This is a genomic window from Arthrobacter zhangbolii (genome assembly GCF_022869865.1).
Classification (GTDB): domain Bacteria; phylum Actinomycetota; class Actinomycetes; order Actinomycetales; family Micrococcaceae; genus Arthrobacter_B; species Arthrobacter_B zhangbolii.
In genome coordinates, this window is sequence record NZ_CP094984.1 from 1500335 (window position 1) to 1513354 (window position 13020).

At 65.0% G+C, this 13020-nt stretch carries 9 protein-coding genes and 1 pseudogene; 7 read left to right on the forward strand and 3 right to left on the reverse strand.

What is annotated here, in order from left to right; translation table 11 throughout:
- Nucleotides 1-31 precede the first annotated feature (31 nt).
- The 4 genes and pseudogenes from MUK71_RS06930 to MUK71_RS06945 form a co-directional block, all read left to right on the forward strand.
- A pseudogene (locus tag MUK71_RS06930) lies at nucleotides 32-925 on the forward strand (proteasome assembly chaperone family protein); the annotation flags it as partial.
- Between the two features lie 327 nt (nucleotides 926-1252).
- A complete protein-coding gene (locus MUK71_RS06935) occupies nucleotides 1253-2593 on the forward strand; it encodes an MFS transporter (protein ID WP_227928018.1) in 1341 nt (446 codons plus the stop codon).
- Nucleotides 2594-2829: 236 nt separating this feature from the next.
- A complete protein-coding gene (locus tag MUK71_RS06940; RefSeq protein ID WP_227928017.1) occupies nucleotides 2830-4260 on the forward strand; it encodes a DUF4192 family protein in 1431 nt (476 codons plus the stop codon).
- Between the two features lie 286 nt (nucleotides 4261-4546).
- Nucleotides 4547-5824: an RNA polymerase sigma factor gene (locus tag MUK71_RS06945; protein ID WP_227902218.1), complete on the forward strand. Its 1278-nt coding sequence runs from the start codon at nucleotides 4547-4549 to the stop codon at nucleotides 5822-5824.
- Nucleotides 5825-6066: 242 nt separating this feature from the next.
- Here the strand turns inward: MUK71_RS06945 and MUK71_RS06950 are convergent, their stop codons facing one another.
- The gene (locus MUK71_RS06950) at nucleotides 6067-6282 is read right to left on the reverse strand and encodes a DUF7455 domain-containing protein (RefSeq protein ID WP_227902217.1); all 216 of its coding nucleotides are present in this window, start codon (nucleotides 6280-6282) and stop codon (nucleotides 6067-6069) included.
- 279 nt (nucleotides 6283-6561) lie between these two features.
- On the opposite strand from MUK71_RS06950, the gene MUK71_RS06955 reads away from it, so the two are divergent.
- Both MUK71_RS06955 and bsh read left to right on the forward strand, forming a co-directional pair.
- Complete coding sequence (locus MUK71_RS06955) at nucleotides 6562-8673, forward strand: DNA gyrase/topoisomerase IV subunit B (protein WP_227928016.1); 2112 nt, start codon at nucleotides 6562-6564, stop codon at nucleotides 8671-8673.
- A gap of 148 nt (nucleotides 8674-8821) precedes the next feature.
- Nucleotides 8822-9769: a choloylglycine hydrolase gene (bsh, locus tag MUK71_RS06960; RefSeq protein ID WP_227928015.1), complete on the forward strand. Its 948-nt coding sequence runs from the start codon at nucleotides 8822-8824 to the stop codon at nucleotides 9767-9769.
- A 24-nt stretch (nucleotides 9770-9793) separates the two neighbouring features.
- Here the strand turns inward: bsh and MUK71_RS06965 are convergent, their stop codons facing one another.
- Complete coding sequence (locus tag MUK71_RS06965; protein WP_227928014.1) at nucleotides 9794-10777, reverse strand: M56 family metallopeptidase; 984 nt, start codon at nucleotides 10775-10777, stop codon at nucleotides 9794-9796.
- Between the two features lie 7 nt (nucleotides 10778-10784).
- A complete protein-coding gene (locus MUK71_RS06970; RefSeq protein ID WP_227902213.1) occupies nucleotides 10785-11147 on the reverse strand; it encodes a BlaI/MecI/CopY family transcriptional regulator in 363 nt (120 codons plus the stop codon).
- Nucleotides 11148-11333: 186 nt separating this feature from the next.
- On the opposite strand from MUK71_RS06970, the gene MUK71_RS06975 reads away from it, so the two are divergent.
- On the forward strand, nucleotides 11334-12941 hold the full coding sequence (locus MUK71_RS06975; protein WP_227928013.1) for a cytochrome ubiquinol oxidase subunit I: 1608 nt from the start codon (nucleotides 11334-11336) through the stop codon (nucleotides 12939-12941).
- Nucleotides 12942-13020: the final 79 nt, after the last annotated feature.

The following is a 13020-nucleotide window of genomic DNA, read 5'->3' on the forward strand; positions in this document are numbered from 1 at the left end:
CACGCCGACGAGTAGCCGGGAGGGGTAAGACATGCTTGATCCGCTGACCCTGTTTAATCTTAATCCGGAGGTGGCGGATTCCGCCGACCTGCGCGGACGCAAGCTCCTGGTCGGCTTCACCGGCTTTGCGGAGGCGGGCCACGTGGTCAGCCAGATCCGGGATGAACTCTTTGATGCCCTGGACCATGACCTGGTGGCCACCTTCGATGCCGATCAGCTGATTGATTACCGGAACCGCCGGCCGCAGATTTCCTTTATTGAGGACCATCTGAGCGACTATGAGCCGCCGCGGCTTGAACTGCACCGCATGTATGACGGGCTGGGGGAGCCGTTCCTGTTCCTGAGTGGCTTTGAACCGGACCTGCAGTGGGAACGCTTTACCGCTGCAGTGCTGCACCTGGTCCACTCCCTGGAAGTGGAGCTGGTCTGCTGGGTGCATTCAATCCCGATGCCCGTTCCGCACACGCGGCCCATTGGCGTTACCACCCACGGCAACCGCCCGGATCTGGTCGAAGGCATTAGTTCCTGGACTCCGATCGCCCAGGTTCAGGCCGCCGTCGGGCACCTGCTGGAACTGCGGCTGTCCGAGGCCGGCGTCGACGTCGTCGGTCATGTAGTGCACGTTCCGCATTACCTGGCTGAGGCCGAGTTCCCGCCCGCCGCCGTCGCCGGACTGGAGTACCTGGGCGCTGCGGCGTCCCTGGTGCTGCCCACCGACCGGCTGCGCGAGGCAGGCCGGGACGTCGAACGGCAGATCGCCCAGCAGGTCGAAGCTTCCGCCGAAGTCAAGGGCGTGGTCTCGACCCTGGAGAAGCGCTATGACGAGTACACCGAAAGCACCGTCCGACGCTCGCTGCTGGTGAAGGACAATGATGAATTGGCGGACGCCGAGGAAATCGGTGCCGCAGTGGAGGCCTATCTGGCCAGCCCGCAGGCCGAAGAGGAGTCCGAGGCCCTGTGGCCGGAGAACCCGCACGGCCAGGCCGGCGAAGAAACGGATACGGCGCAAGAGTACGAACCGAGCGATAACGCGGATCAGGAGAATGCACCCCATGCCACCGACGGCACGGTTGAGGATCACGGAACCGGCGAACCGAAGGGACGAAACGGCGGGGCATAACCCCCGGCCGCTGCGCACTTCGGCGGAAAAGGCAGAAGGTTGAGCTCCGCTGTTCCGCCCAACCCGGGGCCGGCCGGGGCAACCCCGCCTGAGGGGTCATCCTCTTCGGGCAGGTCCGGGGGTGCTCCTGCGATGAACGGGCGGCGTGCCTGGATTGTCTGGGGCGTCGGCGTTTTCGCCTACATGGTCGCCGTCACCCAGCGGACTACTTTTGGCGTGGCAGGTATCGAAGCCACGGATCGGTTTTCGGCTACCGCATCGGTCCTGTCCGTCTTCACCGTGGTGCAGCTGCTGGTCTATGCCGGGCTGCAGATTCCCGTCGGTGTCCTCGTGGACCGCTTCGGTCCGAGGCTGCTGATTGCCGGCGGTGCGGCGCTGATGCTGGCCGGTCAGTTCCAGCTGGCCACGGCCGAATCAGTCGGCGCCGGCATTCTGGGACGTTCCCTGGTGGGAGCCGGGGATGCGCTGACCTTTATCTCGGTGCTGCGTCTGCTGCCCGCCTGGTTTTCCGGGCGGCGAATTCCGGTCCTGACCCAGTACACGGGCGTGGTGGGGCAGCTGGGGCAGATCGCCAGTGCCATTCCGTTCGCCTTTGTGCTGCACCGGTTCGGTTGGAGCACCGCGTTTATCGCTGCTGCCTCCCTTTCCCTGCTTGCCCTGGTCCTCACCCTTGCCTGCGTGCGCAACCGGCCGGAGGGCGGCGAGGCACCGGTACCCCTGCCGCTGCGCCAGACCGGGACAAGCCTCTCGGAAGCCTTCGCCCAGCCCGGAACCAGGCTGGGTATGTGGACCCACTACACCGTCCAGTTCCCCGGCACGGTGTTTGTGCTGATGTGGGGATTCCCGTATCTGGTCAGTGCCGAAGGGGTAACCCCCGCAGTTGCGTCGTCGCTGATGACCCTGTTCGTGGTGGTAGCCATTCTCTGCGGTCCCTGGATGGGTTCCTGGGTGGGGCGCCACCCGCTGCGCCGTTCCACTATGGTGCTGATAATTGCCGCGTCCATGGCCGCCGGCTGGGCTGCCGTGCTGCTGTATCCCGGACCCGCGCCCCTGTGGCTGCTGGTCCTGCTGGTGATGCTGCTCGCCGTCGGCGGCCCGGGCTCCATGATCGGATTCGATTTTGCCCGGACCTACAACCCCAGCCACCGGCTGGGTACCGCCACGGGCATTGTGAACATTGGCGGTTTCGTTGCCTCGCTGGTGAGCATGTACCTGATTGGACTGGTGCTCGATGTGCTCAATAACAACGGTTTCTCCGACGGCAAACTCTACGCGCTGGATTCATTCCGGATTGCGCTGACCGTTCAGTTCGCTGTGATGGCCGTGGGGGTTGCGGGCATCCTGCGGACCCGCAAAGCAATCCGGCTGCGCCTTGCCGAGAACGGGGCTCCGCTGCCGCCGCTCCGGGCAGCATTGGCGCGGGAACGCCAGCGCCGCAAGGACGAACGCAGCGGCCCCGCCGGCCGCGGGTAGCCCGGGACCCGGCCGGGAAACACCAGGACGGGTCCGGGCATCCGGGCATCCGGGCGCCGGAGGGTCTGGGCGCCGGCGGGTCTGCCCGGATCGCCCGGTCATCCGGGGACGGTGCGCGGGGTCTGCCGGCCTGACCCGGCCTCCACAGGGCAGGTGAGGGGGCTGCTCCGCCGCACGAATGCACAGATTGGCGAACGGTGCGGCCCGCTGCCGGTGCAGCGGGAAAACTGGGGCTCATGAGCACAGAACCTGCAGACGGCACCGCGGAGAATCCCTACCGCGTCAGTGATCCGGCGGATATTCTCAGTCTGATTCCGCACACCCTGGGCTTTGAACCCCGGGAGTCGCTGGTGCTGTTGGCACTGTGCAGCGGCCGCCTCGGAGCCACGCTTCGGCTGGATCTGCCCCCTGTGCGGGCAGCGTCGAAAGCCGGCGCCAACGCGGCCTACGCCGCTGCCGCTGCCCGGTTCCTGGCCGCGGACACCCGTGCAGACGGCGCCCTGCTGGTGCTCTATACCGGCGAGCCGTGGACAGAGCCGGCCCGGCCGCCGTTCCTCGCCCTGATTCGCAGGCTGGAGAAGGAACTGGCCGCGGTGTCGCTCCCGGTGCAGGACGGATGGATGGTCGGACCGGAATACTGGCGGGACTATTTCTGTACGCGGCCGGGCTGCTGCCCCTGGCCGGGAATGCCGCGTTCGCAGATCACGGACAGCACCCTGAACACCGAACTGGTTTACCGGGGCAGCGCCTTTGCCCCCTCGCTGGAGCAGGCGGTTGGCTCCTCCCGTGCCCGGCCGTGGAGCCGGCGGCGCGAGGTGGCGGACGCACAGGCACGCTTCACAAAACTGCTCGGGGGCCGCTGGTGTGAACGGGATCAGTTCGGCGGCACCCTGCGGCTGTGGGCCGCATGTTTTTCTCCGGAAGTGCCGGATTCCGGGCACGATCTGTCCGGCGGAAACCCGGGGTTGCGGGAGGCGCCGGAGACAGCAGGTTTTCTGTTGGCGAGCCTTCAGGACCGGGGAATCCGCGATTCGGTGCTGGTGCTGGCGGCAGTCGGCCTGGAGACAGCCCTGGCGGGAGCCGAAGCCCACGGACTGCTCCGCGGCCAGGGCAGTCCGGCAGTGTTTCCCCGGGATGTTCTTGGTTTCGGCGCACCGTGCGACGGTACACCGGACGCGACAGCCTTATCCGGGGCAGGGGAGCCGCCCGGATCCGGCGTCGCAGGGACGGGGGCAAGGAGCGGACGGGCCAGGACTGGCCGGGCAAGGACCGGACCGGCCGGCCCCGGCGGGTCCATCCCACGCCGGGCAGCCCCCGGACAGGCGGCAGGCTATTTCCGCGGCATCCTGGTTGGACGCGGCGGCGGCACGCCGGACTGGCCCCTCCTGGACCGGGCAAACAATGTCTTTACCGATCTTGCCGCAGTCTCGGAAGGGGAAGCCCGAGCGGCCCTGCTGTCTCTGCTCGCCTGGATTGAATGGGCCCGCGGGCGGGGATCACGGGCCCACGTCTATTTGGAGCAGAGCATCGCCGCCCAACCGGGGTACCGGCTGGCGCTGCTGCTGGGTGAGCTGCTTGGGACGGGGGTGCTGCCTGACTGGGCGCGCTCACGCTCGGAGTCCTGGCCCGGTCCGGGCCCCGATCCGGGGCCTGGCGGGGCGGACTGAGCGCCCCGCCGGCGTGAGCGGCGTCCCACCCGCATCCGGTGTGGCGGGGGAGTGCTGTGGCGGAACGGAAAACGTGCGACAATGGGAACCGAGACCCGGTCGGGTTCGTGTATCAAGTGTCCTTTGAACTGCTAGTCCCTGTGGCAGCGGAACAAAACACCGGCAGCGTCTGTTCCATCAGGAACAGATCAAGCCAAGCACTTGGATTTCAAGCACGGACTTGACAGGGTCATAGTGGTGTTGCCCCCAATGGCGGTGCCACAACCCGCCGTATGAAAGGTTTTCTGTGTCGCCGAGAAAGACAACTGCAGTCGAAGAGACTGACACTGCAAATAAGCGCACTGCCGCAACTGAGGCCCCTGCCGCAGCGGCCACCAAGGAGGCCGCGTCCGGCGATAAGACTGCTGCCAAAACGGCCCGCAAGCCCTCCACCCGGAAGGCGCCGACCAAGGCTGCCACCACGAGGAAGACTTCGGCGAAGGCTGCCAAGGAAGCTGCGGAAGAGCCGCACGACGACTCCGTCGAGGTTGAGCCGGACGCAGAAGCAGTTGAAGCGGCTGACCCCGCCGCGGACGCAGCACCTACGGGCTCGGGATTTGTGTACTCCGATGCCGACGATGATGACGCGCCTGCCCAGCAGGTGGTGTCGGCCGGTGCCACCGCCGACCCCGTCAAGGATTACCTCAAGCAGATCGGCAAGGTTGCCCTGCTGAACGCGGAGCAGGAAGTCGATCTTGCCCTGCGGATCGAAGCCGGCCTGTACGCCGAGGAGAAGCTGGCCGCTGATCCGGACATGGACCCGAAGCTGAAGCGCGAGCTGCAGTGGGTGTCCCACGACGGAAAGCGCGCCAAGAACCACCTGCTTGAAGCAAACCTTCGCCTGGTGGTCTCCCTGGCCAAGCGTTACACCGGCCGCGGCATGCTGTTCCTGGACCTGATCCAGGAAGGCAACCTGGGCCTGATCCGTGCAGTCGAGAAGTTCGACTACACCAAGGGCTTCAAGTTCTCCACCTATGCAACCTGGTGGATCCGCCAGGCAATTACCCGTGCCATGGCGGACCAGGCCCGCACCATCCGTATCCCGGTGCACATGGTGGAAGTCATCAACAAGCTGGCCCGCGTGCAGCGTCAGATGCTTCAGGATCTGGGCCGCGAGCCCGCTCCGGAAGAGCTGGCCCTTGAACTGGATATGACCCCCGAAAAGGTCGTTGAGGTCCAGAAGTACGGCCGCGAGCCGATTTCCCTGCACACCCCGCTGGGCGAAGACGGCGACTCCGAGTTCGGTGACCTCATTGAGGACTCCGAAGCCGTGGTTCCTGCCGACGCCGTCAGCTTCACGCTCCTGCAGGAGCAGCTGCATTCGGTGCTGGACACGCTGTCCGAGCGCGAGGCAGGTGTGGTGGCCATGCGGTTCGGCCTAACCGACGGCCAGCCGAAGACCCTTGACGAGATCGGCAAGGTTTACGGGGTTACCCGTGAGCGCATCCGCCAGATCGAATCCAAGACCATGTCCAAGCTGCGCCACCCGTCGCGGTCCCAGGTCCTCCGGGACTACCTGGACTAATAAGACACAGCACCTCCATCGGCACCCCGTACCGCGCCAGCGGTACGGGGTGCTTTTTTCTGCTGGTTCCGGCACAGGCCCGGGTTCTCCCGGCCCGTTTCGAAGCGGACGTCATAAGAAGCGGACGGATACAAAAAGAAGTCCCCTTCCGGACGGAAGGGGACTTCTTCAAGCTTGGTGCGTAAACGCCGCGACTGCGCGGCCGTTGCGCCGATGGAACCGTGGGTTCTGCCGGCGTGAGACTACGTGACCGGTGCCTTCTCGTTCAGGCGGGACGTTTCGTCCTGCCATTCCGAGGTGAGCGGGCGAAGGTTGGCCTCCACTGCCCGGGCATGGTGTCCGCAGAAAAGCAGTTCCCCGCCGGAGGATTCCAGTACGGCACGTACGTATGCCTGTGCGCCGCAACGGTCGCAGCGGTCCAGGCTGTTCAGCTCACGTGTTGCTACTGCTGCTGTCATGAGTTGCCTCCTCAAGGGTGTTGATACTTCATATAACCACCTTTGCCCGGCCGGTAATCGCAGGCGGGCCCGCCTTTCGCTCTACGCGTACCGATCCGCGGGGTCCGTGTGGCCAGACTCACGGCCGCCGAGTCGCTGGGCGGAAGTGTCACCGGGGGGGATTAACCTTGTAGGAGTCCTGGATTGTTCCCGGACATGCGCACCTGCAAATACCACCTGCACATACCGCACTGCACATCCCACCGGCCCAGCGGCCGACACCAAGGAGTTTCAACACACGTGGCGCCCCCAAGCTCGAACTACACCGCCCGGCACCTGTCCGTCCTGGAAGGACTGGAAGCCGTCCGCAAACGTCCGGGCATGTACATCGGCTCCACCGATTCCCGGGGGCTGATGCATTGCCTTTGGGAAATCATCGACAACTCCGTGGACGAGGCGCTGGCAGGGTACGGCCAGAGCATCAAGATCATCCTGCACCCTGACGGTTCCGTGGAGATCCACGACGACGGCCGCGGCATCCCCGTGGACATTGAACCGAAAACCGGGCTTTCCGGCGTCGAAGTGGTGTTCACCAAGCTGCATGCCGGCGGAAAGTTCGGCGGCGGGTCCTACGCCGCCTCAGGCGGTCTGCACGGTGTGGGTGCCAGCGTGGTCAATGCGCTGTCCTCCCGGCTTGACGTCCAGGTGGACCGGGCGGGGAAGACCTACCAAATGACCTTCCGGCGCGGGGAGCCGGGCCACTTCGCAGACACGGGAAAGAAACCGGGTCCGGACGCCAAGTTCTCCCCGTTCCTGGACAGTTCACGGCTGGAAGTGGTCGGCAAAGCCAAACGGGGCGTGACCGGCACGCGCATCCGCTACTGGGCCGACCGGCAGATCTTCACCCCGGATGCCAAATTCTCCTATACCGAGCTGCAGGCCCGGGCACGCCAGACGGCATTCCTTATCCCCGGTCTGCGCATCACCCTGCGGGACGAGCGCCGGCTGCCCGGCACACCCGGAGAAAACGGCCCCGTGGAGGAGGTTTTCCACCACGACGGCGGCATTACCGAGTTTGTGGAATACCTCGCCGCCGACGCCCCGGTCACCGACATCTGGCGCCTGCACGGCTCGGGTAAGTTCAAGGAGTCCGTGCCGGTCCTGGACGAAACGGGCAACAGCCGGATCACCGAGATTGAGCGCGAATGCGAGGTGGACATCGCGCTTCGCTGGGGGATCGGCTATGAGACCAGCATCCGGTCCTTCGTCAACATCATTGCCACGCCCAAGGGGGGCACACACCAGACCGGTTTCGAGCAGGGACTGCTCAAAACCTTCCGAAAAGTGATCGAAGCCAATGCCCGCAAGCTGAAGGCCGGCAATGACAAGATCGAAAAGGACGACGTGTTCGCAGGCCTGACCGCCGTGCTTACCGTCCGGCTGGCCGAGCCGCAGTTCGAAGGCCAGACGAAGGAAATCCTGGGTACCTCGGCCGTACGTGCCATTGTGAGCAAGGTGGTGGAGAAGGAGATCACCGCCCGGCTCAATTCCACCGCACGGGCGGATAAGGCACAGTCCTCCCAGCTGCTGGAAAAGGTGGTGGCGGAGATGAAGTCCCGGATCTCCGCCCGGGTGCACAAGGAAACCCAGCGGCGGAAGAACGCCCTGGAAACCTCCACCATGCCCGCCAAGCTTGCGGACTGCCGGATCGATGACCAGGAACGCTCGGAGCTCTTCATCGTGGAGGGCGACAGCGCCCTCGGAACGGCCAAGCTGGCCCGGTCCTCGGATTACCAGGCGCTGCTGCCGATCCGGGGCAAAATCCTGAACGTGCAGAAAGCCTCCGTGGCGGACATGCTCAACAACGCGGAGTGCGCCGCCCTGATCCAGGTGGTGGGTGCGGGCTCAGGCCGCAGCTTCCAGCTCGACGCCGCGCGCTACGGGAAGGTCATCTTTATGACCGACGCCGACGTGGACGGGGCGCACATCCGCACCCTGCTGCTCACGCTCTTCTTCCGCTACATGCGGCCCCTGGTGGACGCAGGCAGGGTATATGCCGCCGTGCCGCCCCTGCACCGCGTGGAGGTCATCAACCCCGGCAGCAAGACCAATGAGATGGTCTACACCTACAGCGAAAAAGAACTGCACGAGGTGCTCACCCGCCTGGAAAAGGAAGGGAAGCGCTACAAGGAGCCCATCCAGCGCTACAAGGGCCTGGGTGAAATGGACGCGGGGCAGCTGGCTGAAACTACCATGGATCCGCGGCACCGGACCCTGCGAAGGGTGCGGATCGCCGAGGCGGCCGCGGCCGAGCAGGCATTCGAACTGCTGATGGGCAGTGATGTGGCACCGCGCAAGGATTTCATCATCGCCGGTGCCTCCATGCTGGACCGCGACAGGATTGACGCGTAGCCGGTGCATTGATTGCCGCTTCCGGGGCCGGGTTGGCCGCAGGTACTGCCTAAACGCCAGCCCGGGCCTCACACTGGTAAGGCAGGAACGGGGGCCCGCTGGGCGGGCCAGAATCCTTCGGAGTCCTGCAGACTAGGAAGCGTCAAATATGTGCACAGGCATCAGGTTTACAGACGGTAGCGGCCACCTCTATTTCGCACGCAACCTTGATTGGACCAGCGACTTCGGGGAGCAGGTGGTGCTGACGCCCACCGGGTATGCCACGAAGTCGCCGTTTGGGGCTGTACCGCAAATCCGGCACGCCGTCATGGGGATGGGCATCGTGCAGGAGGACACACCGCTCTACTTCGACTGCGGCAATGACGCAGGCCTCGCCGTCGGCGGCCTTAATTTCCCGGGGTATGCGCAGTACGCGCCGGGGCCGGTTGAGGGTGCGACGAATGTTGCGGCGTTTGAGTTCCCGCTCTGGGTTGCCTCGCAGTTCACCACCGTAGACGAGGTTGAAGCCGCGCTGCAGAACGTCGCGATTGTCGACAGGCCGATCAATGACAAGTATCCGAGTTCTCTGCTGCACTGGCTGATTGCCGATAAGGACCGCGCCATTGTTGTCGAATACACGAGCGAGGGCATGCAGGTCTTCCATGACGACGTCGACGTCCTGGCAAACCAGCCCGGTTTCAACTGGCACCACGAGAACCTCCGCAATTACCTCAACGCGTCTCCCGACTTCCCGGAAGAGGTGGTGCTCAATCAGGCGCATCTGGCGCCGTTTGGGTCCGGCTCGCTCATGCGGGGTATCCCGGGTGACTACTACTCGCCGTCCCGGTTTGTGCGTGCCGCCTACGTCAACGCACATTACCCGCAGAAGACCACCGAGGAGGAGAACGTCAGCCGCGCGTTCCACACCCTGCAGCAGGTCGCGATGGTGGAAGGAAGCGCGGCCATGGGTTCCGGGGAATTCGAGAAGACCACGTACACCGGTCTCTTCTCATCCCGGACCATGACCTACTACTGGAACACCTACGACGATCCGGCGATCCAGAGCGTGGCCATGGCCGACCACAAGGCCCAGGGAACGGACCTGGTGATCGTCTAACCGTTCGGCCGGATCCCGGTGGGGTTAGTCCAGCAGGCCCGGAGCGACCAGCAGGGTGGTCGGCACGGCGAGCAGGAGGATGGCGAGCACGAGGATGCCCACGCGGAGGTAGTAAGGAAGCGGAGGCCGCGGGGTCAACAGCCGGCTGAGCCGTCCGGCGGTACTCAGTGGCTCAAGGTTGTCCGGGCCGCCGAGCGGCATGGGAGACTCCGCGGGAACCCGGTGCTCCGGGTTTCCCGAGGAGGCGTCCGAAGGCTGTGTCCCGGATCCGACAATAGCCACGGCACGAACCAGGACCTCCCGGTCCACCTGCTGCAGCGCCTGGTCATCCGCGAGCATCTCGATGAGTTCGTTGACCGAGCGCTGGGCCAGCAGGGAAGTCGGCAGCCAGGGCAGCGCGGCACGCCAGGCCGCAAAGGCCCACAACAGCAGATGGTGGTGCTGGACCAGGTGTGCCCGCTCGTGTGTCAATACGGCGGAGAGCTCCTGCGGGGAGAGCATGTTCAGCAGTCCGTCAGACAGGACGGTTACGGAGCGTGCGCCGCCGGGAAGGCAGTACGCCACCGGCGTCGGATGCTGGATAACAAGGGTGGCGGGCGTGTCCGCGGAAGGAGAGCTGAGCAGGTTCAGCATGTCGCGGTGTCGCCGGCGGCCGCGCAGGATGCGGTAGTAGGTAAGCCATAGGGTGAACACCAGGTGCACGCTGAGCAGGGCGGCAGCGCTGAGGGCAAAAACATGGACCAGTCCCAGCGTGCTTGCCGGAGCGCGGTCCACCAGGATGTGCCACAGGCCCTGCAGGCCGTCGATCAGGTTGTCACCGAGGGGCTCCAGCCCCCAGGTCAGCATGGCGCCGATCATGGACAGTCCGCCGGCGAGGGCTATTGCCTGCCATAGGACCATGGCAGTGAACGGCGAGCGGGCAGGCCACTTGGCCCGCGAGAGCAGAACCGGCACGGGCCAGGCCAGCAGCAATGCCAGCGCGGCCAGCGCGTACGAGGTCCAGAACACCCGGTGCTCAGGCGCCCAGCAGCCTGCGCAGCATCTCTGCCTCGGTCTCGGAGACGGAGCCGACAAACCGTGCCAGCACGGCCTCGCGGTCATTCGCGGTTCCCAGTGCCTCATGCATCAGTTCCGCCGTATGTTCGGCACGTGTTGTCACTGCCCGGTAGCGGTGCGGGCGGGTGTCCCGTTCACGCTCAACGAGCCCTTTCTTCTCCAGCCGCGAAAGCACGGTCAGCACTGTGGTGACTGCCAGGCCCTTGCTGTCCGTTTCTTCGCGCCGGGCAAGCAGCTCGCGAAGTTCATTGGCGGATGCTGCCTCGGCTGATTCCCAAAGCAGGTCCATCATTGCCCGTTCCAGTTCACCGAGCGTAGCCATGTCTGTCCTTCTTTTTTTCGAGACCCCTGTGGACCCCGGCATTCCGGGTCCAGACTTACTAATGTACCGTGTTTGCGCCGTTGGTTCTACATCACGTAGAAATCTTGTCAGAGTTGTTCTACGCTTTGTAGAAGTCAGTCTTCTACGTCCTGTAGAAGTCATAGCTCTATTGAAGGACGAGATAGCGTGGAAGCACTGGATATTGCCCGGTGGCAGTTCGGCATCACCACCGTTTACCACTTCCTCATGGTGCCGCTCACTATTGGCCTGGGCCTGGTCGTGGCAGCGTTGCAGACCGCCTGGGTGCGTACGGGTAAAGAGGAATACCTCAGGATGACGAAGTTCTGGGGCAAGCTCTTCCTCATCAACTTCATCCTCGGCCTGGCTACCGGGCTCGTGCAGGAATTCCAGTTCGGTATGGCCTGGAGCGAGTACAGCCGGTTCGTCGGCGACGTGTTCGGTGCCCCCCTGGCACTGGAATCCCTGCTGGCCTTCTTCACTGAGTCGGTGTTCCTGGGGCTGTGGATCTTCGGCTGGAAACGGCTGCCGAAGAAGGTTCACCTGGCCACCATCTGGATCACCACCCTGGCCTCGATGCTCTCGGCCTACTTCATCCTGGCCGCGAACTCCTGGATGCAGCACCCCGTGGGCGTGGAGATGGTGGACGGACGTCCGGTCATGAATGACATCTGGGCTGTCCTGACGAACAACACCCTGCTGGTTGCCTTCCCCCACACCATCTTCGGCGCGTTCGCCGTCGCGGGCGGGTTCCTGCTCGGCATCGCCTGGTACCACCTCTGGAAGCGGCGCCGCGACGGCATCGACACCGTGGATGACCGCGGCTACGTGGTGGTGGGGGAGCGCCCCGAAACCGGCCGTGACAAGACCGACCACGCTGTCTGGCTGCGTTCCCTGCGCATTGGTGCCGCCGTCGCCGTAGTGGCCTTTGCCGGCGTCGCGGTCAGCGGTGACCTGCAGGGCAAGCTGATGTTTGAACAGCAGCCGATGAAGATGGCTGCCGCTGAAGCCGCCTGCCATGACGGCACCGGATTCTCCGTCCTGTCCATCGGCGACCCCGGCGCCGTGAACTGCGAAGACGTGGACACGCTGATCGAGATCCCGGGCATGCTTTCCTTCCTTGCCAACGGAGATTTCGATACCGAAATCCGCGGCGTGAACACCCTTCTGGAGGAGTACGCGGACGCCTACGGCACCCATCTGCCGGACGATGAAATGTACGGCACCAACGCCGGCGCCGAAATCGACTACACCCCGAACTTCGCTGTGACCTACTGGGGCTTCCGGATCATGATCGGGTTCGGCGGGATCGCAGCCGTGGCCGCGGCCTTCGCCCTCTGGGTGGTCCGCAAGGGCACCGTGCCCGAGTCCAAGTGGCTCATGCGGCTGGCCGTCTTCGGCATCCTGGCACCCTTCGGCGCCAACTCCGCCGGCTGGATCTTCACCGAAATGGGCCGCCAGCCCTTTGTGGTGGCACCGAACCCCACCGGAGTGGACGGCGTCTTTATGTTCACCGCAGCTGCGGTCTCACCGGGCGTAAACATCGGCGAGCTGCTCTTCTCCGTCAGCGCCTTCACCCTGGTGTACCTGGCACTGCTGATCGTTGAGGTGCGCCTGCTCTTCAAGTTCGTGCGCGGCGGCGTTCCCGCAGCCATGCCGGGCCTGCTGCACGGGGACGACGACGAGGGCAGCAGCGGCGGCCTGGACTCGGCCGGCGGCGATCCCGACGGCGGCCCCGAAAAGAAGAAGGACGATGTCCTCGACTTCGCCTATTGACACCCGCCTCACCCGGACCTTCCCGGCAGCGGCCTGCGGGCCGCTGCCTGATAACACCCCGACCCTGCCGGCTGCCGGC